Origin of the sequence: Variovorax sucrosi (assembly GCF_051216635.1) — a bacterium.
Classification (GTDB): Bacteria; Pseudomonadota; Gammaproteobacteria; order Burkholderiales; family Burkholderiaceae_C; genus Variovorax.
In genome coordinates this window covers 115338-137086 of record NZ_JBPJZU010000004.1, presented here as the reverse complement: position 1 = coordinate 137086, position 21749 = coordinate 115338, and the positions used below count along the sequence as shown (strand labels likewise).

The following is a 21749-nucleotide window of genomic DNA, read 5'->3' as shown; positions in this document are numbered from 1 at the left end:
CGGTACGGCTCGAGAGCGACCACGCGTGCTCCTCTCGGCTGGGCGCGATCCGGTACTTCGTCTGCGTAGCAAATTCGGTCAAGACACGACGCAGTGCTGTTGACATGATGCAGGCATGAACAGCCCGTCACCCCTTGACCTTGACCCGCTCCCGGGCGTCGTCGCGTGGATAGAGCAGCAGCTCGACCGGTCGTTGACGCTGGAGCAGGTTGCGGCGCGGGTCGGCCTGTCGCCGTATCACTTCTCACGGCTGTTCACCGCGCGCATGGGCCGCAGCGTGATGGCCCATGTGCGCGGCCGCCGACTCGTCCGCGGGGCCCGACGGCTCTGCGACGAGCCGAACCTCAAGCTCGTCGACCTGGCGTTCGACTGCGGATTCGAATCCCAGGAGGCGTTCACGCGGGCGTTCAAGCGCCTGTTCGGCGTCTCCCCGGGCCGGTTCCGCACCGGATTCGCGGTCGAACCCATCGAAGGCCAATATCCCATGAACCTCCCTACCGACCAGAACACATCCGTCGTTTGCCTGCGAGGGCTGGTAGCGATGCCCGCTTTCCGCGTCGCTGGCCCGGCGCGCCGATTCGACGAGGCCACCAAGGCGGAGATTCCACAGCTGTGGTCCGCGTTGATCGGCGCTCTGCCAATCGCAGGCCAAGCCGAGAGCTGGGCGACCTACGGCGTTGTCTCCCATGTGGACAAGGCGGAGGGCAGCTTTCAGTACATGGCGGGTGTCGGTGTGGAGTCCGCCTGCGCGCCGCCGCCGAGCTTCTCGACGATGGAGATCCCGGCTGCGACCTATGCCGTGTTCCGCATCACGCTCGATGGCACGGCGCTGCACCCGCAGATCAAGCAGGCGATGGCGGCGATCTGGGGCGAGTTGATCCCAGCCTCGCGCTTGACGGTGATCGAGGGACCCGACTTTGAGCTCTACGATGGCCGCTTTGATCCGCAGAAGCCAGGGTCGTTCATCGACTTCCACGTCCCCGTGAAAGTCTGATCAGCGCCCATCGACTCACCGAGGCCGCTCCGTTCCCGGGACGGAGCGCGGCTTGCCAAAGGCGGGCTCGCGCCGTGCGGGCATGCGCTCGTCCGACGAAAATCAGACCGCAGTTTTGTGCCGTGAAATGCAGGTGTCGAGCGTTTCCTCGCCACTGCGCTTCCACCAGTCGAGCACCGAGAAGATCTCGACTTCGCTGAAGCCGTCGAAGCCCGCGGCCTCGACCCAGCCGCGGATCTTCTTCAGCTCCACGATGCCGTCGCCCATCATCCCGCGGTCGGCGAGCAGGTCGCGCGTCGGCGTGAGCCAGTCGCACACGTGGTAGGCCAGCAGCCGCTGGCCGTCACGTCCCTCCGGGCCGGTGCCCGCACGCGCGATCTGCTGCTGCAGCTTCGGGTCCCACCACACGTGGTAGATGTCGAGCGCCACACCGAGCATGCCGGTCTTGCCAGGATCGAGTTCGTCGCAGACATCGAGCGCGTGTTCCAGCGTGTTGATGCAGGCACGGTCGGCCGCCTGCATCGGGTGCAGCGGCTCGATGGCCAGCGGCATGCCGACCTCGCGGGCGTACTCGAGCGACGCAGCGATGCCGTCGCGCACCTCGTTGCGGGCGCGTGCGATGTCGGTGTAGGCGGCCTTGCCGTCGAGCGCGCCGGGCAGGGCGCCGACCACGAGCACCAGGCAGGGCGCGTTCAGTGTCTTCGCTTCGTCGATGGCGCGGCGGTTGTCGTCGAGCGCGGCCTTCAGACCGGCCGCATCGGGCGCAGGGAAGAAGCCGCCGCGGCAGTAGCCCGACAGGCCGATGCCGTGGGCCTTCAACTGTGCCGCCACCTTGTCGAGGCCGACCGCCGCCACCTGGTCGCGCCACGGGCTGATGGCACGGATGCCGCGTTCGGCGCACTGGTCGATGATGCGGTCGAGCGGCACTTCGGCGCCCGATTGCTTGCGCACCGTCGCGGTGTTGATGGAAAGCCAGTCGTGGTCTTGCGAGAAGTCGCGCATCGGAATCTCAGTGTTCGTCGGTGAAGGTGGAAGGGGGCAAGGTCCGCTCTCGGCGCAGCTGCCGCAGGATGGCGGCGTTGTCGAGCTCGCCATCGCCCGCGGCGACGGCGGCGCGCATCAGCGCGGCGTGGGTTTCGGACAGTGGCAGGCGCTGCCCCGTGCGTTGGCCATGGTCCAGCATGAGGTCGACGTCCTTCAGATGTTGACGGATGCGCGACTGCGGCGCGAAGTCTTCGGCCACCATCATCGCGCCCTTGGCCAGCGCGGCGTCGGAACGCGCCGGCGTGGCCAACACGAGTTCGAGAAAACGCGCCGGTGCGATGCCCATCGATTCGGCCAGCACCATGCCTTCGGCCAGGGCAGCACGGTTGAGGCCCAGCACCAGGTTGGTCGCCAGCTTGGCGCGCGCACCGGCCCCGGCGCCGCCGACATGGATGCGCTTCGACGACAGCGCCGACAGCCAGGGCGCCAGCGCCTCGATCGCTTCGGCGTCGCCACCCAGCAGTAGCGTGGCCTCGCCGGCCGCAATCTGGCTGCTGGAGCCCGACAGCGGGGCTTCGATGAGGTCGATGTGGCGCGCGCTGAGCCGTTGTGCGAGGGCCTCGAGCGCCTCGGGGATGCCGGTCGAGCAGTCGATGACCGCGGCCACCGCACCGCCTGCAAGGAGGCCGTCAGGGCCTTCGATGGCTTCGATGGCGCCGGCCGTGTCGAACACGGCAAGCACGACGACCTGGCAGTCGATGCCGAGTTCGCGGGGCGATGCGGCGACGCGCAGCCCTTGTGTTTGCAGTGCCTCACGCGCCTCGGAGCGGATGTCGAAACCGACGACCTCGAAGCCCGCCTGCTTGAGCCGCAGCGAGAGCGCGGTGCCGACCAGGCCGAGACCGACGAGGCCGACCGGCAGCGAGCGGTCGAACACACGCTGCGGTGCGTTGGGAGAAGGCGAGGTCACAGCGAAGCCCCGCCGCAGATCTGGATCTCCTGGCCGGTGATTGCAGCCGCATCGGGCGACAGCAGGTAGGCCACCAGCGCAGCGATCTCCTGCGGCTGGATCAGGCGGCCCAGCGGCGGAACGCGCGGCGCGGCCGACTGGCGTGCCGGGTCGTCGAGCATGGCCGTGGCGGTGGCGGCCGGCGAGACGACGTTCACCGTCACGCCATCGGCAACGACCTCCGCGGCCCAGCTGCGCGCCAGCGCCACGAGCGCGGCCTTGGTGGCCGCATACTGGCTGCGTCCGGCCATGCCGCGCGCGACGCGGCTGCCGACCATCACGACGCGGCCATGGCCCGCCTGCTGCATGCGTGGCACGAGCACGCCGGCGATGCGCGTCAACGCATCGACATGCAGCTGCCACATCAGCTGGCCCGCGTCGGCGTCGAGCGCGCCGAGCGGTCCCACGCGCAGCACGCCGGCGGCATGCACCAGCGCGTCGATGGCGCCGCCTTCCAGCGTGGTGTGGCTCGCCTGCTCGGTGGCCGCGCCGTCGCGCAGGTCGACCGCGACCGCCGTGAAGGCAGCGTGCGCAAGCGTGGCCGGCGCCAGGTCGAGACCGGTGACGTGCCAGCCATCGTCCAGCAGCCGCCGGGCGATGGCGAACCCAATGCCCGAACTGCTGCCGGTGACGACAGCGTGCCGCCGGTCATTCGACACGGATATTGCCTTCCGTGATGATCTTCTGCGACGCGGCCATGTCGTCGCGCTGGAACTTCGCGAAGTCCTCGACCGAGCCTGGCGTCAGCAGCAAGCCCTGCGGCGTGAGCTTCTCGCGCATGTCGGCGCTGGCCAGCGCCTTGTTGACCTCGGCGTTCAGGCGCTGCGTGATGTCGCCCGGCAGCTTGGCCGGGCCCCACAGGCCGTACCAGCTATAGAACTCGTAGCCGTCGATCGTCTCGCCCACCGTGGGCACGTCGGGCAGACTGGCCGCGCGCGCCTTCGAGGTCACCGCGACCACGCGCAGCATGCCGCTCTTGTGGTACTGCAGCGAGCCGAGGATCGGGTCGATGAAGCCGTCGATCTGTCCGCCGATCAGGTCCTGGAAGGCGGGCGCTGTGCCCTTGTACGGAACGATCAGGTAGTCGAGCTTGCCGGCGCGCTTGAGCATCTCGGTCGAGAGGTGGCCGGCCGAGCCGATCGAGCCGACCGCGAAGGTCATCTTGCCGGGATTCGCCTTGGCGTAAGCGACCAGCGATTTCACGTCGGTGATCGGCAGGTTCTTGTTGATCGCCACCGAGAGCGGCGCCTTGGCGACCAGCGCCACCGGCGTGAAGTTGGCGACCACGCTGTAGGGCACCGACTTCATCGTCATCGGCGCCGTCGTGAAGGTCGAGGCGTTGAACAGCAGCGTGTAGCCGTCGGCCGGCGCCTTGGCCACGTTGTCGGCGCCGATGGTGCCGTTGCCGCCGGGCCGGTTCTCGACGATGAAGTTCTGTCCGGTTTGCTCGCCGAGCTTCTGCGCCAGCAGGCGGCCCACCGTGTCGAGCGTGCCACCGGGCGGGAAGGGGATGACGACGCGCACCGGCTTGGTCGGCCAGGCTTGTGCGAACACGCCACCGGCGACGGCGGCCAGCATCACGGGCACGATGGCCTTCAGCAGGAATCTCTTCTTCATGGTCTTGTCTCCGGTTGTTGTCTGAAGCGTCGATTCGGTCAGGCGTCGACGCCGTGTATTGCCAGCAGCGTCTTCATGCGCTGCACCGCCAGCTCGGGCTTCTCGAGCACGCTGGCTGCATCGGCCAGGCGGAACAGTTCGGCGAAGTGCTGCAGCGAACGCGTGCTCTGCTGGCCGCCGACCATCGTGAAGTGCGTCTGGTGGCCGTTGAGCCAGGCCATGAACACCACACCCGTCTTGTAGAAGCGCGTGGGTGCCGCGAAGATGTGGCGCGACAGCGGGACCGTCGGGCCGAGGATGGCGTGGAACTTCTCGACGTTGCCCTGAGCGAGTTCGCCGAGCGCCGAACTCGCGGCAGGCGCGATGGCGTCGAAGATGCCGAGCAGCGCATCGCTCTGGCCGTGCATCGGCTCGCTGCCATGGCCGTCGCCCGCAATCAGCTCCGCATAGTTGAAGTCGTCGCCGGTGTACATCCGCACGCCCGAGGGCAGGCGCCGACGCATCGCGATCTCCTTGTCCTTGTCGAGCAGCGAGATCTTGATGCCGTCGACCTTGTCCGGATGCGCCGCGATGATGCCGACGGCCGTGTCCATGGCGGCGTCGACGTCGCTCGTGCCCCAATAGCCGGCCAGCGCAGGGTCGAACATCTCGCCGAGCCAGTGCAGCACGACGGGCTGCTTCGCCTGCGACAGGATGCGGTCGTACACGCGCTCGTAATCGGCCGGGCTCTTCGCGACGCGTGCCAGCGCGCGGCTGGCCATCACGATCAACTTGCCGCCGAGCTTCTCGATGGCGGCCATCTGTTCTTCGTAGCCGCGGATCACGTCGTCGACGCTCTTCACCTCGTCGAGGTTCAGGTGGTCGGTGCCGCAGCCCGAGGCGACCAATGCACCAGGCACATCCTTCGCTGCATCGAGCGAGCGGCGGATCAGTTCCAGCGAGGTCGGCCAGTCGAGGCCCATGCCGCGCTGCGCGGTGTCCATCGCCTCGGCCACGCCCAGGCCGAGCGACCAGAGGTGCTGGCGGTAGGCGATGGTGGTGTCCCAGTCGACGGCGGCCTGCAGCCACGGATCGACCACGGCGAGCGGATCGGCCACGACGTGCGCGGCCGAGTAGGCGATGCGGTTGAACTTGACGCCGGCCGCTGGCTTCACGGGCACGCTGCCCTTCAACGTGTACGGTGCCAGGGACAGGTTCGCGGTCGGCAGGGTGAGGGTGAGTGCCATGGCGCTGCTCCTCAGACCTTCAGCGCGGGCACGTCGACCCAGCGGCGGTCCTTCCACGATTCGAGCGCGGCCTCGACCAGTTGCACGCCCTTGGCGCCTTCGGGCAGCGTCCACTTGTACGGCTCGTTCTCGACCACGTGGCGAATGAAGTGCTCCCACTGGATCTTGAAGCCGTTGTCGTAGACCTGCGAGTCGGGAATGTCCTGCCACTGATCGAAGAAGTTCATCGTCTGCTTCTCGTCGGGGTTCCACACCGGGCGCGGTGTGGCCACGCGCGACTGCGCACGGCATGACGAAAGTCCAGCGACGGCCGAGCCGTCGGTGCCGTCGACGTGGAAGGTGACGAGGTCGTCGCGGCGCACGCGTGTCGCCCAGCTCATGTTGAGTTGCGCCACCACCGGTTCGCCGTTGTGGCCGATCAGTTCGCAGGTGGCATAAGCCGCGTCGTCTGCCGTGCACTCGTAGGGCTTGTCGCTTTCGTCCCAGCGCTTCGGGATGTGCGTCACACCCAGGCAGGACACCGACTTCACTTCGCCGAACAGGTTGTCCAGCACATAGCGCCAGTGGCACATCATGTCCAGGATCATCCCGCCGCCGTCCTCCTTGCGGTAGTTCCAGCTCGGACGCTGAATCGGTTGCAGGTCGCCTTCGAACACCCAGTAGCCGAACTCCAGGCGCACGCTCAGCATGCGGCCGAAGAAGCCGGCGCGGCGCAGCATGTCGAGCTTGCGCAGGCCCGGGAGGAAGAGCTTGTCCTGCACGGCGCCGTGCTTCAGGCCCGAGCCTTCCGCCAGCCGCGCAATCTCGACGGCTTCGTTCAGGTTGGTCGCGATCGGCTTCTCGCAATACACGTGCTTGCCGGCGCGGATCGCCTTGGCCAGCAGCGTGGGGCGCATCTGCGTGGTGCCGGCGTCGAAGAAGATCGTGTCGTCGGGGTTGGCGAGCGCCTTGTCGAGGTCGGTGCCCCAGCGTGCGATGTCGTGCTTCTTGGCGAGGGCCTCCATCTTCTCGGCGTTGCGGCCGATGAGGATCGGGTCGGGCATGACCCTGTCGCCGTTCGACAGCGCCACGCCGCCCTGCGCGCGGATGGCGCAGATGGAGCGGATCAGGTGCTGGTTCATGCCCATGCGTCCGGTGACGCCGTGCATGATGAGTCCGAGTCGTTGTGTAGCCATGGTGGTTGCGTGGTTCTGAGGTTATTGGGTGGGTTGCAGGCCAGCGGCCTTGACGAGTGCAGCGTTGCTCTTGATCTCGTCCTTGATGTAGGCATCGAACTGCTCGGGCTTGAGCGTCCAGGCATCGGCGCCGAGCTTGAGGAAACGCTCCTTCACTTCGGGCGATGCGAGTGCCTTTTCGACTTCGTCGTGCAGGCGGTTCACCACGTCTTTCGGTGTTTTGGCCGGCGCCATCATTCCGATCCAGAAGTTGAATTCGGAACCTGGCACGCCGGCTTCAGCCGTGGTGGGCACGTTGGGCAATGCAGCGGCGCGCTTGGGCGAGCCGACGGCCAGCGCCAGCAGCGTGCCTTCCTTGATCTGGCCGATGACCGGTGCGATGGGCGAGAAGTAGTAGTCGACGCGGCCCGACAGCACTTCGGTCACCGCCTCGCCCGATCCCTTGAAGGGAATGTTGGTCGCATCGATCTTCGCGGCCATCTTGAACTTCTCGGCGTTCAGGTGCGTGGCGCTGCCCTGGCCGGCCGAAGCGAAGTTGATGGTGCCCGGCTTGGCCTTGGCCGTATCCACCAGTTCCTTCAGCGTCTTGATGTTCTTCGCAGGCGAGATCACCAGCGCGTTGGGCAGCGACGAGATCGGCGTGATGCCGACGAAGTCGCCGACGGTGTCGAACGGCAGCTTGGCGAAGGTCGAGGGGCTCACCGTGTGCGACGACGAGTGGATCATGATGGTGTAGCCGTCTGGCGCGGCCGTGGCCACGGCCTGCTGGCCGATCGTGCCGCTGGCGCCGCCGCGGTTGTCCACCACCAGCGTCTGACCCATGCTCTGGCTCATCTTGTCGGTGATGGCGCGGGCAATGATGTCCGTGGTGCTGCCGGCGGCGAAGGGCACGATCACGCGGATCGGCTTGTTGGGGTAGCCGTTCTGCGCGACGGCGCCTGGGGTGGTCAATGCGGCGAGGCACGCCATCGAGGCGGCCGCGGCGATGCGGGCGAAAGTGGTCATGGATGTCTCCGTTCGTCTCTGAGTCGGTTTGGTCGAATGCCGGGGAACTCGTTAATTCACCAGTTGGTGAATTGAGTGCAATTTTCGGCCGATGGCGCGCTACGGTCAATCGCCGTGCGGAAGGTCCGAGTCAGGGATTACCCGAGCGCTGATGCGCATCGCGCGTGGGCGTCGTCAGGTTGTGTTGCGAGGCCGCGAGGGGCGCGCCGCGGCAGAAGGAAGCGACAAAGCGCGCGTCAGCGCAGGACGTAGCCGAGCACCATCTCGGTCATGTGCGACAGGCGTTGCGCCAGTGCCTTGGGCGCCTTCAGGTCGCGGCCGAAGATGGCCGACAGCGTGGCGTTGTTGGAGAGATAGAAGTAACAGATCGACGCGATCGAGATGTAGAGCTGGATCGGATCGACGCCGTCGCGGAACAGGCCTTGCTGCCGGCCACGCTCGAGCACGTCGGCCAGCAACTGCACCAGCGGCGAGTTCATTTCCTGGATGCGTGCGGACTGCTTCAGGTGCACCGCCTGGTGCAGGTTCTCGCTGTTGAGCAGCGTGATGAACTCCGGGTGCTCGAGGTAGTAGTGCCAGGTGAAGGACACGAGTTGGCGCACCGCTTCGACCGGGTCCATGGCGTCGAGGTGCAACGCCTGTTCGGCCGCGCGGATGTCGGCGTAGGTGCGTTCGAGCACCGCGAGGAACAAATCGTCCTTGTTGCCGAAGTAGTAGTAGATGAGGCGCTTGTTGACGCCGGCCTGTTCCGCGATGCGATCGACGCGTGCACCCGCCAGGCCGAATTGCGAGAACTCCTCGAGCGCTGCGGTGAGGATCGTCAGCTGTGACTTGTCGGCGTCGCGAAGGCGCGGGGGCGAGGAGGGGGAGGCCATGGTTCTGGTTCTAACTAACCGGGACGGGAATTATGGAGGGTGCTGCTGGGTGAGGAGGCAGGCGCGCACGCTGGCGGCCGACACGGGCTCGCTGACCGAGATTCCGCTCGACCCCCAGGTGATCACCACACGGGGCACGCTGAGCGCGATCACGAAGGCTGCGCAGGGCAGGGGCTGAGACACCGCGAAGCGCGAAGAATGCAGACGAAAAAAAAGCCGGCGGTTGCCGGCTTTTCGATGCAGCGCACGGGGCGCCGCGGGGGCTCACTTGACGTGCTTGCCGATCAGGGCGGCGAGCTCGAACATCGAGACCTGGGCCTTGCCGAAGATTTCCTTCAGCTTGGCGTCGGCGTTGATGTTGCGCTTGTTGGCCTTGTCCTGCAGGTTGTTCTTCTTGATGTAGTCCCACAGCTTGCTGACCACAGCGGTGCGCGGCAGCGGCGTCGAGCCGACGACGGCGGCGAGTGCCGGGCTGGGGGTCAGGGCCTTCATGAACGCTGCGTTGGGCGTGCGCTTCTTGGCGGGTGCAGCCTTCTTCGCAGGTGCCTTCTTGGCCGGAGCGGCCTTCTTGGCGGGTGCAGCCTTCTTGGCCGGAGCAGCCTTCTTCGCAGGTGCTGCCGCCTTCTTGGCCGGAGCGGCCTTCTTCGCGGGAGCCTTCTTGGCCGGAGCCTTCTTTGCAGTTGCCATGGTTGATTTCCTTTTTTGGTTGGTTTCACCAATGAAAAGCTGCGTCTCCACTGGCAGAGCGCATGCTAAAGGAGAAAAAACGCGTTTCCAAGGGAAAACGGGACTTTTTCATTGGGGGCTGTTGTTTTTTCAGAGGGGAAAGCGCTGCTTTCATCGCTCTGGGCGCGCGTGTCGCGTGCTCAGTGCGCCATCGGCGTCGACGTGCGTGATGGCCAGGTGGCGAGAACGACGCCCGCCAGGGCCATCGCGAAGGCGCCGATCTGCGGCATGCTGAGTGTTTCTCCGAGCACCACGACGCCGACGACGGCAGCGCTGACCGGCAGCATCACGGTGAACACGCCGGCCTGCGCGGCAGGCACGCGCTGCAGGCCAGTCATCCAGAGCCACACGGTCCAGATGCTCGCGGCCAGCGCGTACACGACGAGCAGTGTCCAGATGCCTGCGCTGACGGCGTCGAAATCGAAACGCAGCGCGAACCAGATGCCGAAGGGCGTTGACAGTACGAAGCCCCAGAGGTTGATGAGCGACGAGATGCGCTTGGGACCGAGTCGTCCGGTCAGCGACTTCCCGATGACGGCATACGACGCTTCGCAGAGCACCGCGCAGAAGACCAGCACGTTGCCGAGCCACGGCATCGACGCGCGCGGCGCTGCGCTGTCGGCGGGCGCATGCGCAGGCGTCAGTGCCAGCAAGCCGATGCCGATGGCTGCGCAACCGATGGCCATGCCGATGCGCCAGCCGATGCGCTCACGCAGGAAGAGCCAGCTCGCCACCGCGACCACGGCGGGGATCGACGCCATGATCACGCCGGCCGACACCGCGCTCGTCAGGCTCACGCCGAAGAGCATGCAGATCGAGAACATGAAGTTGCCGAGGAAGGATTCGAGAAACACGAGCCCGCGCGTGCGCCGCGTCATCGGCGCTTCGTCGGCCGGCCGGCGCAGCCAGTGCGGCATGGCCAGCGCGGCGATGCCGAAGCGCAACCAGGCGAGCAACAGCACGGGAAAGGCGGCGACCAATGGCTTGGAGAGCGCCACGTACGCGCCCACCAAGGACATGCTCAGGGCAAGACAGCCATAGGCGACGAGGCGGCGTGGATCGTTGGCGGCGGGGCTCACTAGACTGGCGATCGATGCTGGAGATTGGATTTCGATGATGCCCCAACCCGAAGAAGCGACCCGCCCTGTGTTCGTCTATGGCACCTTGCGCCGCGGTGAACGCAACGACATCGCACGCTACCGCCCAGTGCCGCTGTTCGTCGGCCAGGCGTCGATCGGCGGTTGTCTGTACGACCTCGGGGCCTACCCCGGGATCGTTCTGGGCGAGGGCGGCCAGGTGGTGGGCGAGGTCTACCGCATCACGGCTGCGGTCGAGGCCGCGCTCGACATCCTCGAAGAAGTGAAGGCCGACGGATCGGGCGAATACCGCAAGCGGGACGTGCCGGTGGTGATGGCCGGTCAGTCGTTGAACTGCCTGGTCTACGAGATCCATCCGGAGCGCCTGTCCGGTCGGCCCCTGATCCCCGGCGGTGATTGGCGTCGCCGCTGAGCCGGCGTTTCATTGTCGGAAACGCCTTTCGCGATGTGCAATGCGTTGATGCTGCGGCGCACTATTTTTTCTCGATATGAGAAAGAGAATTTCGCATTGAGGGAATTGCGAGTTAAGTGGTTGTTTTGGTTGAAGAAAATATATGTCTTATATAAGACATAAGACAGAGGTCTGCGGCATACAGTGAATGCCAAGGCCCAGCGCCTTTCCCATTCAATCAACCGCAACGGAGTCACCATGCCGCAGACCCTCACCGAACAACTCAGCCGTGAACAGCAGATCGCCGCCCTGGAGAAAGAGTGGGCCACCAACCCGCGCTGGAAGGGCATCAAGCGGGGCTATACCGCTGCCGAGGTCGTGCGGCTGCGTGGCTCGTTCCCGATCGAGCACACGCTCGCACGCCGTGGTGCGGAGAAGCTCTGGGACCTCGTGCACAGCGAGCCCTATGTGAATTGCCTCGGCGCGCTGACCGGTGGCCAGGCCATGCAGCAGGTCAAGGCCGGCATCAAGGCGATCTACCTGTCGGGCTGGCAGGTCGCCGCGGACAACAACAGCTACGCATCGATGTACCCGGACCAGTCGCTGTACCCGGTGGATTCGGTGCCGACCGTCGTCGAGCGCATCAACAACACCTTCCGTCGTGCGGACGAGATCCAGTGGTCGAAGGGCACCAACCCGGGCGACGCGGGCTACGTCGACTACTTCGCGCCGATCGTGGCGGACGCCGAGGCCGGCTTCGGCGGCGTGCTCAATGCCTTCGAATTGATGAAGGCCATGATCAAGGCCGGTGCCGGTGGCGTGCACTTCGAAGACCAGCTTGCGTCGGTGAAGAAATGCGGCCACATGGGCGGCAAGGTGCTGGTGCCGACCACCGAAGCCGTGCAGAAGCTCATCGCGGCGCGCATGGCCGCCGACGTGTGTGGCACGCCGACACTGGTCATCGCACGGACGGATGCCGAGGCTGCCGACCTGATTACCAGCGACTACGACGACAACGACAAGCCCTTCATCACCGGCGAGCGCACGGCCGAGGGCTTCTATCGCACGAAGAAGGGCATGGACCAGGCGATCAGCCGCGCGGTGGCGTATGCGCACTATGCCGATCTGGTGTGGTGCGAAACGGGCACGCCGGATCTCGAGTTCGCCCGCAAGTTCGCCGAAGCCGTGCACAAGGTGCACCCGGGCAAGCTGCTGGCATACAACTGCTCGCCGTCCTTCAACTGGAAGAAGAACCTCGACGACGCGACCATCGCCAAGTTCCAGAAGGAACTGGGCGCCATGGGCTACAAGTACCAGTTCATCACGCTCGCCGGCATCCACTCGATGTGGTTCAACATGTTCGATCTGGCGCAGGACTACGCGCAGCGCGGCATGTCGGCCTATGTGGAGAAAGTGCAGGAGCCCGAGTTCGCGGCGCGCGAGCGCGGCTACACCTTCGTGTCGCATCAGCAGGAAGTCGGTACCGGCTACTTCGACGAGGTGACCACGGTCATCCAGGGCGGAAAGTCGAGCGTGACGGCGCTGACCGGTTCGACCGAGGAAGAGCAGTTCCACTGATCCGGCCCGTCGTTGCGTCCAAGCCCGGCCTGAGCGCCGGGTTTTTTTCGTGGCTGCGGATAGAATCCAAGGCTTCGTTTGACCCACAAGAGCGAGAAAGGCACCTGGTTATGACACCGCGAACTACGACCGCTGCATTCGGCCGCGCTTCCTTCGAAGGAACGCGCCGGTAGTCCGCGCACGCTGGTTCGACCAGCTGTCCACCAGAAAAAGCGCGGTCATCACCGCGCTTTTTTGCTTTTCAATCCAAGGTTTTTTCCATGATCCAGATCACGCTTCCCGACAATTCGCAGCGCGAGTACCCCGGCCCGGTGTCGGTGGCCGACGTCGCCCTATCCATCGGCCCCGGCCTGGCCAAGATGACGGTGGCCGGCAAGGTCGACGGCAAGCTGGTCGATGCCAGCGACATCATCGACCACGATGCCAAGCTGCAGATCATCACGCCGAAGGACGAGGAAGGCCTCGAGATCATTCGCCACTCCACGGCCCACCTGGTCGGCCACGCGGTCAAGCAGCTGTACCCGACGGCCAAGATGGTGATCGGGCCGGTGATCGACGAAGGCTTCTACTACGACATCTCGTACGAACGGCCTTTCACGCCCGAGGACATGGCGGCGATCGAAGAGCGCATGAAGGCGCTGATCGCGCAGGACTACGACGTCGTCAAGAAAATGACGCCGCGCGCCGAGGTGATCGAGGTCTTCAAGTCGCGTGGTGAGGACTACAAGCTGCGCCTGGTCGACGACATGCCCGACGAGCAGGCCATGGGCCTGTACTACCACCAGGAATACGTCGACATGTGCCGTGGCCCGCACGTGCCGAACACGCGTTTCCTGAAGGTCTTCAAGCTCACGAAGCTGGCTGGCGCTTATTGGCGCGGTGACGCCAAGAACGAGCAGTTGCAGCGCATCTACGGCACGGCCTGGGCCGACAAGAAGCAGCTCGAGCAGTACATCCAGCGCATCGAGGAGGCCGAGAAGCGCGACCACCGCAAGCTGGGCAAGGAACTCGACTTGTTCCACATCGACGAAGTGGCGCCGGGCGTGGTGTTCTGGCACCCCAAGGGCTGGGCGGTGTGGCAGCAGGTGGAGCAGTACATGCGCGCCATCTACCGCGACACGGGTTACTGGGAAGTGAAGGGTCCGCAGATCCTCGACAAGAGCCTGTGGGAGAAGACGGGCCACTGGCAAAACTACCGCGACAACATGTTCACGACGGAGTCGGAGAAGCGCGAGTACGCCCTCAAGCCGATGAACTGCCCGGGCCACGTGCTGATCTTCAAGTCGGACCTGCGCAGCTATCGCGACCTGCCGCTGCGTTACGGCGAGTTCGGTCAGTGCCACCGCAACGAACCCAGCGGCGCGCTGCACGGCATCATGCGCGTGCGCGGCTTCACGCAGGACGACGGCCACATCTTCTGCACGGAAGACCAGATCCTGGAAGAGTGCGTCAACTACACGGCGCAACTGCAGAAGGTGTACGCCGACTTCGGCTTCACGGACATCCTCTACAAGGTCGCGACGCGGCCCGACAACCGTGTCGGTTCGGACGAACTGTGGGACAAGGCCGAGCACGCCGTGATGGAAGCACTGCGTCGGTCGGGTGTGGACTTCATCATCTCGCCCGGCGACGGCGCCTTCTACGGTCCCAAGATCGAGTACACGCTGAAGGACGCGTTGGGCCGCCAATGGCAGTGCGGCACGATGCAGGTGGACTTCAACACGGCCGAGCGACTGGGTGGCGAGTACGTGACGGAAACGAGCGGTCGCGCGCATCCGGTGATGCTGCATCGCGCCATCGTCGGCAGCCTCGAGCGTTTCATCGGCATGCTCATCGAACACCACTCCGGCGCGCTGCCTGCGTGGCTCGCACCGGTGCATGTCGCGGTGCTCAACATCAGTGAAGGACAGACCGACTACGCTGCTTCAGTGGCGAAAACGTTGCAGAATCAAGGGCTTAGAGTTCAGCTCGATCTGCACAACGAAAAGATTACGTATAAAATACGGAAGCATTCGTTGCAAAAGCTCCCATACATCCTCGTCGTAGGCGACAAGGAGAAGGAAGCAGGTGCCGTCGCAGTGCGCGCCCGAGGCAATGTTGACCTCGGTGCCATGTCGGTAGAGGCGTTCTCCCAAAAGATCGCCGACGACATTCAACACAAACGCTGATTTTCTCGAGAGGTCCGTTTGTGGGCGTGGATTCGACGGTGTTAGCTACAGTTTCTGTAGCAATTTGATTGAAGGATTCTGACCATCGCTACTGCATTTCGCGACCGCCGCCACCGCGAGGAACGCCAACACCGCCTGAACCGGGAAATCATGGCCCCGGAAGTCCGCCTGGTCGGCCCGGAAAACGAGCCATTGGGTGTCATGAGTATTTCCGAGGCTCTGCGTTTGGCCGGTGAGGCCGATGTGGACCTGGTCGAAGTGGTGGCTGCGGCCAATCCGCCGGTCTGCCGACTGATCGAGTACGGGAAGTTCAAGTACCACGAGCAGAAGAAAGCCGCGGAAGCGAAGTCGAAGCAGAAGGTCATCGAGGTCAAGGAAATCAAGTTCCGGCCCGGTACCGACGATGGCGACTACAACATCAAGATGCGCAATATCAAGCGCTTTCTTGAAGAGGGCGACAAATGCAAGATCACGCTGCGCTTTCGCGGCCGCGAGATCACGCACCAGGAGCTTGGGCTGGCCTTGCTCAATCGCATTCGCGACGAGCTGGCCGACGTGATCACCGTCGAGCAGTTCCCGAAGCTGGAAGGTCGCCAGATGATCATGATGATCGCGCCGGGCCGCAAGAAGCCCAACGGCGGCAAGCCGGCGACCGAGGCTGCCGCTTCGGCACCGGCCACAGCCTGAGCTTGTAGAAGAAGGTTTTGAAGGGTTTTCGCGGTTGCCCCGGTCTTCGGACCGAGGCGGCGGCGGGATAAAGAAGTGTCTCGGGGCCAACAAGCCTGTGGAGTATCCGCAGCGCCTCACGAGCACAAATTAAAGGAGCATGAACATGCCCAAAATGAAGACCAAGAGCAGCGCGAAAAAACGTTTCCGCGTTCGTCCCGGTGGCACCGTCAAGCGCGGTCAAGCCTTCAAGCGTCACATCCTGACCAAGAAGACCACCAAGAACAAGCGCCATCTGCGCGGTGCAGTGACGGTTCACGAAACCAACATGGTTTCGATGGCTGCCATGCTGCCCGGCATGGGCATTTAATTCAGACGAACAGGAGTAACACATGCCTCGCGTCAAACGTGGTGTAACGGCTCGCGCCCGCCACAAGAAAGTTCTCGCCCTCGCCAAGGGTTTCCGCGGTCGCCGCGGCAATGTCTTCCGCGTCGCCAAACAGGCGGTGATGAAGGCGGGTCAATATGCCTACCGTGACCGCCGCACCAAGAAGCGCGTGTTCCGTCAGTTGTGGATCGCGCGTATCAACGCCGCGTCCCGCGAACTGGGCATGACCTACAGCCAGTTCGCCAACGGCATCCGCAAGGCCGGTATCGAGATCGACCGCAAGGTTCTGGCCGATATCGCCGTGCACGACAAGGCCGCTTTTGCCGGCATCGTGGAGCAGGTCAAGGCCAAGCTGGCTGCTTGATCCCGCACAGCAGTCTGTCGCTCTTCGGGGCGGCCGTCTGCGCCCACGGCACAAGGGCTGGCGCTTGAAAAAGCACCAGCCCTTTTTTATTTTCCCCCTCGAAGAAATGTCATGAACGAGTTGGACTCCCTGGTCGACACCGCACGGGCCGCCTTTGCCCACGCCAAGGCGCCCGCCGATCTCGAGAACGCCAAGGCGCTCTTCCTCGGCAAGGCCGGCCGCATCACCGAACTGATGAAGGGCATGGCCCAGTTGCCGGTCGACGAGAAGAAGTTGCGCGGCGCGGCGATCAATGTGGTCAAGCAGGCGATCGAAGCGGCCCTGACCGAGCGTCGCCAGCAGCTGGCCGATGAAGAGCTCGCGGTGCAGCTGCGCGCCGAATCGCTCGACGTGACCCTGCCGGGGCGTCGGCCTGCCGGCGGCGGCCTCCACCCGGTGAGCCGCACCCTCGAGCGCATCGAGGCGATCTTCTCGAGCATGGGCTTCGATGTGGCCGACGGCCCGGAAATCGAGAGCGACTGGCACAGTTTCACCTCGCTCAACAACCCGCCGAACCACCCCGCGCGTTCGATGCAGGACACCTTCTATGTCGACATCAACGGCGATGACGGCATTCCGTACAACCTGCGTCCGCACACCAGCCCGATGCAGGTGCGCTACGCCCACCAGCACATCAAGAAGTACGCGGCCCAGTTCGACGGCGCCGCGGGTGACGCGACCGGCGCCACGAAGGCGCCCGAGATCCGCGTGATCGCACCCGGCCGCACCTACCGCGTCGACAGCGACGCCACGCATTCGCCGATGTTCCATCAGTGCGAAGGCCTGTGGCTCGGCGAGAACGTCAGCTTCAAGGACCTGAAGGTCGTCTTCACCGACTTCTGCCGTACCTTCTTCGAGAGCGACGACCTGGTGCTGCGCTTCCGCCCCAGCTTCTTCCCCTTCACCGAGCCCAGCGCCGAGATCGATATCCAGTTCCAGAGCGGCCCGCTGGCCGGCCGCTGGCTCGAGGTCGCGGGCTCCGGCCAGGTCCACCCGAACGTCGTGCGCAACATGGGACTCGACCCCGAGCGCTACATCGGCTTCGCCTTCGGCATGGGGCCGGACCGGCTCACGATGCTGCGTTATGGCGTGAACGACCTGCGGCTGTTCTTCGACGGCGACCTGCGCTTTCTTTCCCAATTTCAATAACGCAGTTCCAGCAACCCGTCCAGAGCAACGTCCCAAAGAGAACAACGAGATGCAATTCCCCGAGTCCTGGTTGCGCGAGTTCTGCAACCCCCGGCTGTCCAGCGCCGAACTGGCCGAGACGCTCACCATGGGTGGCTTCGAAGTCGAAGAGAGCCGCCCCGCCGCGCCCCCCTTCAGCCACATCGTCGTCGGCGAGATCAAGGAGGCCGTGCAGCACCCCAACGCCGATCGCCTGCGCGTGTGCCAGGTCGACGTGGGGCAGGGCGCCTTGCTCAACATCGTGTGCGGCGCGCCGAATGCGCGCGTCGGCATCAAGGTGCCGTGCGCGCTGGTCGGCGCCGAACTGCCCCCGGCGGACGACGACAAGGATGGCAAGCCCTTCCTCATCAAGCTGGGCAAGCTGCGCGGCGTGGAGAGCCAGGGCATGCTGTGCTCGGCGAGCGAACTCAAGCTGAGCGAAGACCATGGCGGTCTGCTCGAACTGTCGGCGGATGCGCCCCTTGGCGCTGATGTGCGCGATGTGCTGCAGCTCGACGACACGCTGCTCACGCTCAAGCTGACGCCGAACCTGGCGCACGGCCTGTCGGTCTACGGCATCGCGCGCGAACTGTCGGCCCTCACCGGTGCGCCGCTGAAGACGCCGGCGATCCCTTCCGTCACGCCCAAGCTCGCCGACACGCTGCCCGTGACGGTGCTGGCGCCCGAACTCTGCGGCCGCTTTTCCGGCCGCATCGTGCGCGGCGTGACCACCACGGCGAAGACGCCGGCCTGGATGGTCGACCGCCTGGCACGCTGCGGCCAACGCAGCGTCACGCCGCTGGTCGACATCTCGAACTATGTGATGTTCGAGTACGGCCAGCCTTCGCACATTTTCGATCTCGACAAGATCCACGGCGGCCTCACGGTGCGCTGGGGCCGTGCCGGCGAGCAGCTCAAGCTGCTCAGCGGCAACACGGTGACCGTCGATGAAAAGGTCGGCGTGATCGCCGATGACGAGGCCGTCGAATCGCTTGCCGGCATCATGGGTGGCGACGCGACCGCCGTGTCCGACGACACGAAGAACATCTACGTCGAGGCTGCCTTCTGGTGGCCCGAAGCGATCCAGGGCCGTTCGCGCCGCTTCAATTTCTCGACCGATGCCGGCCACCGCTACGAACGCGGCGTGGACCCGAGCCGCACGGTGCAGATCATCGAGCGCATCACGCAGCTCGTGATCGACATCTGCGGCGGCGAGGCCGGCCCGATCGTCGACGAGACGCTGCGCCTGCCCGAGGCCAAGCCGGTGACCCTCCGGGTCGCCCGCGCAGCCCGTGTGATCGGCATGCCCGTCACGCAGGCGCAATGCGTCGATGCGCTGCGCCGACTTGGCCTGCCGATCGAGGAAGGCGAGGGCACGGTCATCGTCACGCCCGCGCCGCACCGCTTCGACCTGCTGATCGAGGAAGACCTGATCGAAGAAGTCGCGCGCCTCATCGGCTACAGCAACCTGCCGACCACCGCGCCGCTCGCGCCGATCACCGCACGCGTGCGGCCGGAAGCGCAACGCAGCCGTTTTGCGGTGCGCCATCGCGTCGCGGCATTGGGCTACCAGGAAACGATCAACTTCAGCTTCGTCGAGGCGCATTGGGAGCAGGACCTCGCCGGCAACGCGAATCCGATCAAGCTGTTGAACCCGATCGCCAGCCAGATGAGCGTGATGCGCTCGTCGCTGATCGGCTCGCTGCTGCAGGTGCTGAAGTTCAACCTCGACCGCAAGGCGCCGCGCGTGCGCGTGTTCGAGGCGGGCCGCGTGTTCCTGCGCGACGACACGGTCGAGACCACCGACAGCACCGTCAAGGGCATTCGCCAGCCGATGCGCCTGGCTGGCCTGGCCTGGGGCGACGCCGAAGCGACGCGCTGGGACGGCAAGCCGCAGCGCGTCGACTTCTACGACGTGAAGGGCGATGTCGAGGCTTTGCTCGCACCGCGCGTGCCCAGCTTCGAGGGGGCCGAGCACCCGGCGCTGCACCCGGGCCGTGCGGCCCGCGTGCTGGTCGACGGACGCGTCATCGGCGTGGTCGGCGAACTGCATCCGCGCTGGCGCCAGAAGTGGGACTTCGCGCAGGCGCCGATCGTGTTCGAACTCGATCTGGACGCCGTCACTGCGCGCCCGGTCCCTGTGGCCAATCCGGTGCCCAAGCACCAGGCGGTGGAGCGCGACATCGCCGTGCTGGTGGCCGAGAGCGTCACGCACGGCGCGCTCATGAAGACCATCGCGGGGGCGTCGACCGGCGGGCTGCTGCGCGACGCCGTGCTGTTCGACATCTACCGGCCGCAAGCCGCGCGTGACGGCGCGGTGGCATCGGGCGGATTGGCCATTGGCGAAAAGAGCATGGCAGTGCGCCTGAGCTTCCACAGCGACAGCGCGACCCTGACCGACGAGCAGGTCGACCCGGCGGTGCGTGCAATCGTCGACCGACTCGCTGCCGAGCTCGGCGCACGCCTGAGAGGATGAACGCCATGGATTTCACGCTCGAAGCCCTCGAAACGCCGGCGCTGACCAAGGCGCACCTGGCCGAACTGCTGTTCGAGCAGATCGGCCTGAACAAGCGCGAATCGAAGGACATGGTCGAAGCCTTCTTCGAATTGGTATCGGCCAGTCTGATCGAGGGCACCGACGTCAAGATTTCCGGCTTCGGTAACTTCCAGATCCGCGTGAAGGCGCCGCGCCCCGGGCGCAACCCGCGCACCGGCGAGGCGATCCCGATCGGCGCGCGCCGCGTCGCCACCTTTCACGCCAGCGCCAAGCTCAAGGAACAGATCCAGGCGGGCATGGCCGACGAGCTTGAAAGTACCGATGAAGCGGCTGATGCGACCGCCTGGCGGGTCGGAGTGGAATAAGTGCTTGTTGCGCCGTGTGCGCGTGGAGTAACCTCTTAGGTTTCGCGCGCACGATCTTGATTTCAATGGAGAAAACGCTCCCCCCCATCCCCGTCAAACGCTACTTCACCATCGGTGAAGTCGGCGAACTGTGTGGCGTCAAGCCGCATGTGCTTCGGTACTGGGAGCAGGAATTCACGCAGCTGCGCCCGATGAAGCGGCGCGGCAATCGACGCTACTACCAGCACCACGAGGTGTTGATGATCCGCCGCATCCGGGACCTGCTCTACGACCAGGGCTTCACGATCAGCGGTGCACGCAACAAGCTGCAGGAGCTCACGCAGTTCGAGCGCGATCGCCGCAAGGCGGGCGGCCCGAACGGCGAGGTGATGGTCGAGGGCGTCGAGGCCACCGACCTCGACCCCGAAGAGTGGGAAGCTGCGATCCACCAAGTGCAGCCTGCCGATGCACCGTCCTCCGACGCCGGCCCCTGGCAGCAGCTGCGCCGCGAGTTGTTCGAAATTCGCGAACTCCTGGCCACGGGGCACTGATCTCGCCGGCTATAATTGCGGGCTTCGGTGTGTGGCGCAGCCTGGTAGCGCACTTGCATGGGGTGCAAGGGGTCGAAGGTTCGAATCCTTTCACACCGACCAAAAACAGTAGTTATCAACGGCTTACGCTCACAAGGCGTAGGCCGTTTTTCTTTGCTTTTGGAAAGTTCGATGGCTTCCTGACATACCTTGACAAACGTGCCCCGGCCGCGCCTGTTCTTGGGATCTGGAGTTGTGCAGCGGCCTCTAATTTGCCGCCTTGAATGCAGCCAGGAACTCGTCGGACGCCACCTGGTCCGCCAGTTCTCGCAACTTCGCAGCCGAGGCTGAGCCGAGGGCCAATTCCACTTGCTTGTTGGCTGTGGACCAGCGAAGCACGCCTTCTGAAAGTCGCGCTTTGCCGAGCGGTGTGAGGACGCCATGTTTGGTCCGCCGGTCGTCCGTGTCCTGGCGCAATTCGACCAGTCCATCGCGCACCAGCGGTCTGAGCGCATGGGTCAGGGCCGAGATCTGGATGGCCAGTTGGGCCGCGAGCTCCTGCAGCGTCGGGCCTTGCGGATAGGCGACCATGAGCCTGTCGATCTGGCCGATCAGGGCGAGTTGCGTGGCCTTGAGATCCAGGGGTGAGAGCGCTTCGTCATACAGCTGACCGAGTCTGCGTGCCGCCCGGCGCAGCGATGTGTTCGTACAGGCCCATTCGCTCAGGAGGCCCAGCTCGCAGCTGGAGGGCAACGCCCCGTCGTCTGCTGTATCCACAAGACCCTTGCTATTACCCATATCGTTCAAATGGTTGAGTGCTGCACTATCGACGGCGACCGAGAGGATTGCTCTTACATTTGAGCCCTCAACCAAAGTTGGTTGAGCACACAATCGTATGGGATAACCTCA

The 21749-nt window shown here is 65.0% G+C and carries 23 protein-coding genes and 1 tRNA gene; 13 read left to right on the top strand and 11 right to left on the bottom strand.

Annotated elements, in window-relative coordinates; translation table 11 throughout:
- Nucleotides 1-115 precede the first annotated feature (115 nt).
- The gene (locus ACSFBE_RS09485) at nt 116-994 is read left to right on the top strand and encodes an AraC family transcriptional regulator (RefSeq protein WP_435490125.1); all 879 of its coding nucleotides are present in this window, start codon (nt 116-118) and stop codon (nt 992-994) included.
- 102 nt (nt 995-1096) lie between these two features.
- On the opposite strand, the gene ACSFBE_RS09480 is transcribed toward ACSFBE_RS09485, so the two are convergent.
- The 8 genes from ACSFBE_RS09480 to ACSFBE_RS09445 form a co-directional block, all read right to left on the bottom strand.
- Nucleotides 1097-1996: a sugar phosphate isomerase/epimerase family protein gene (locus tag ACSFBE_RS09480; protein ID WP_435490124.1), complete on the bottom strand. Its 900-nt coding sequence runs from the start codon at nt 1994-1996 to the stop codon at nt 1097-1099.
- A gap of 7 nt (nt 1997-2003) precedes the next feature.
- Nucleotides 2004-2948, bottom strand: coding sequence for an NAD(P)-dependent oxidoreductase (locus ACSFBE_RS09475; RefSeq protein WP_435490123.1), 945 nt, complete (start codon nt 2946-2948; stop codon nt 2004-2006).
- A complete protein-coding gene (locus tag ACSFBE_RS09470) occupies nt 2945-3646 on the bottom strand; it encodes an SDR family NAD(P)-dependent oxidoreductase (RefSeq protein WP_435490122.1) in 702 nt (233 codons plus the stop codon). The genes ACSFBE_RS09475 and ACSFBE_RS09470 overlap by 4 nt, the downstream gene beginning before the upstream one ends.
- The gene (locus ACSFBE_RS09465) at nt 3636-4604 is read right to left on the bottom strand and encodes a Bug family tripartite tricarboxylate transporter substrate binding protein (RefSeq protein ID WP_435490121.1); all 969 of its coding nucleotides are present in this window, start codon (nt 4602-4604) and stop codon (nt 3636-3638) included. The genes ACSFBE_RS09470 and ACSFBE_RS09465 overlap by 11 nt, the downstream gene beginning before the upstream one ends.
- Before the next feature lie 38 nt (nt 4605-4642).
- Nucleotides 4643-5830, bottom strand: coding sequence for a dihydrodipicolinate synthase family protein (locus ACSFBE_RS09460; protein WP_435490120.1), 1188 nt, complete (start codon nt 5828-5830; stop codon nt 4643-4645).
- Nucleotides 5831-5841: 11 nt separating this feature from the next.
- A complete protein-coding gene (locus ACSFBE_RS09455; RefSeq protein ID WP_435490119.1) occupies nt 5842-7005 on the bottom strand; it encodes a Gfo/Idh/MocA family protein in 1164 nt (387 codons plus the stop codon).
- Between the two features lie 21 nt (nt 7006-7026).
- The gene (locus tag ACSFBE_RS09450; RefSeq protein ID WP_435490118.1) at nt 7027-8010 is read right to left on the bottom strand and encodes a tripartite tricarboxylate transporter substrate binding protein; all 984 of its coding nucleotides are present in this window, start codon (nt 8008-8010) and stop codon (nt 7027-7029) included.
- A gap of 236 nt (nt 8011-8246) precedes the next feature.
- Nucleotides 8247-8885, bottom strand: coding sequence for a TetR/AcrR family transcriptional regulator (locus ACSFBE_RS09445; protein WP_435490117.1), 639 nt, complete (start codon nt 8883-8885; stop codon nt 8247-8249).
- A 49-nt stretch (nt 8886-8934) separates the two neighbouring features.
- Between ACSFBE_RS09445 and ACSFBE_RS09440 the strand changes: the two genes are divergently transcribed.
- Nucleotides 8935-9063 carry a hypothetical protein gene (locus tag ACSFBE_RS09440; RefSeq protein ID WP_435490392.1) on the top strand — a complete coding sequence of 43 codons (129 nt, stop codon included), beginning with the start codon at nt 8935-8937 and terminating at the stop codon, nt 9061-9063.
- A gap of 86 nt (nt 9064-9149) precedes the next feature.
- Here ACSFBE_RS09440 and ACSFBE_RS09435 read toward each other — a convergent pair whose 3' ends face one another.
- Together ACSFBE_RS09435 and ACSFBE_RS09430 are read right to left on the bottom strand one after the other, a co-directional pair.
- Complete coding sequence (locus ACSFBE_RS09435) at nt 9150-9572, bottom strand: SWIB/MDM2 domain-containing protein (RefSeq protein WP_262077107.1); 423 nt, start codon at nt 9570-9572, stop codon at nt 9150-9152.
- Between the two features lie 179 nt (nt 9573-9751).
- Nucleotides 9752-10690, bottom strand: a complete 939-nt coding sequence (locus ACSFBE_RS09430) for a DMT family transporter (protein WP_435490116.1) — start codon at nt 10688-10690, stop codon at nt 9752-9754.
- 37 nt (nt 10691-10727) lie between these two features.
- On the opposite strand from ACSFBE_RS09430, the gene ACSFBE_RS09425 reads away from it, so the two are divergent.
- From ACSFBE_RS09425 to ACSFBE_RS09375, 11 genes are all read left to right on the top strand, one after another.
- Nucleotides 10728-11120 carry a gamma-glutamylcyclotransferase family protein gene (locus tag ACSFBE_RS09425; RefSeq protein WP_435490115.1) on the top strand — a complete coding sequence of 131 codons (393 nt, stop codon included), beginning with the start codon at nt 10728-10730 and terminating at the stop codon, nt 11118-11120.
- A gap of 237 nt (nt 11121-11357) precedes the next feature.
- Nucleotides 11358-12677, top strand: a complete 1320-nt coding sequence (gene aceA / locus ACSFBE_RS09420) for an isocitrate lyase (protein WP_435490114.1) — start codon at nt 11358-11360, stop codon at nt 12675-12677.
- A gap of 260 nt (nt 12678-12937) precedes the next feature.
- Nucleotides 12938-14845, top strand: a complete 1908-nt coding sequence (gene thrS / locus ACSFBE_RS09415; RefSeq protein WP_435490113.1) for a threonine--tRNA ligase — start codon at nt 12938-12940, stop codon at nt 14843-14845.
- A 75-nt stretch (nt 14846-14920) separates the two neighbouring features.
- Complete coding sequence (gene infC / locus ACSFBE_RS09410) at nt 14921-15532, top strand: translation initiation factor IF-3 (protein ID WP_435490383.1); 612 nt, start codon at nt 14921-14923, stop codon at nt 15530-15532.
- A gap of 145 nt (nt 15533-15677) precedes the next feature.
- Nucleotides 15678-15881, top strand: coding sequence for a 50S ribosomal protein L35 (gene rpmI, locus ACSFBE_RS09405; protein WP_132733279.1), 204 nt, complete (start codon nt 15678-15680; stop codon nt 15879-15881).
- Between the two features lie 22 nt (nt 15882-15903).
- Nucleotides 15904-16263, top strand: coding sequence for a 50S ribosomal protein L20 (gene rplT, locus ACSFBE_RS09400; protein ID WP_262077102.1), 360 nt, complete (start codon nt 15904-15906; stop codon nt 16261-16263).
- Nucleotides 16264-16374: 111 nt separating this feature from the next.
- Complete coding sequence (pheS, locus tag ACSFBE_RS09395) at nt 16375-17451, top strand: phenylalanine--tRNA ligase subunit alpha (RefSeq protein ID WP_435490112.1); 1077 nt, start codon at nt 16375-16377, stop codon at nt 17449-17451.
- Nucleotides 17452-17500: 49 nt separating this feature from the next.
- Nucleotides 17501-19945: a phenylalanine--tRNA ligase subunit beta gene (pheT, locus tag ACSFBE_RS09390; protein ID WP_435490111.1), complete on the top strand. Its 2445-nt coding sequence runs from the start codon at nt 17501-17503 to the stop codon at nt 19943-19945.
- Complete coding sequence (locus tag ACSFBE_RS09385; protein WP_435490110.1) at nt 19942-20331, top strand: integration host factor subunit alpha; 390 nt, start codon at nt 19942-19944, stop codon at nt 20329-20331. Before pheT ends, ACSFBE_RS09385 begins: the two co-directional genes overlap by 4 nt.
- A 65-nt stretch (nt 20332-20396) precedes the next feature.
- Nucleotides 20397-20861 carry a MerR family transcriptional regulator gene (locus ACSFBE_RS09380; protein ID WP_435490109.1) on the top strand — a complete coding sequence of 155 codons (465 nt, stop codon included), beginning with the start codon at nt 20397-20399 and terminating at the stop codon, nt 20859-20861.
- A 25-nt stretch (nt 20862-20886) separates the two neighbouring features.
- Nucleotides 20887-20963 (top strand) — tRNA-Pro (locus ACSFBE_RS09375).
- A 144-nt stretch (nt 20964-21107) separates the two neighbouring features.
- Here the strand turns inward: ACSFBE_RS09375 and ACSFBE_RS09370 are convergent.
- Entirely contained in the window at nt 21108-21638 is a 531-nt protein-coding gene (locus ACSFBE_RS09370) for a MarR family winged helix-turn-helix transcriptional regulator (protein ID WP_435490108.1), read from the bottom strand.
- Nucleotides 21639-21749 lie beyond the last annotated feature (111 nt).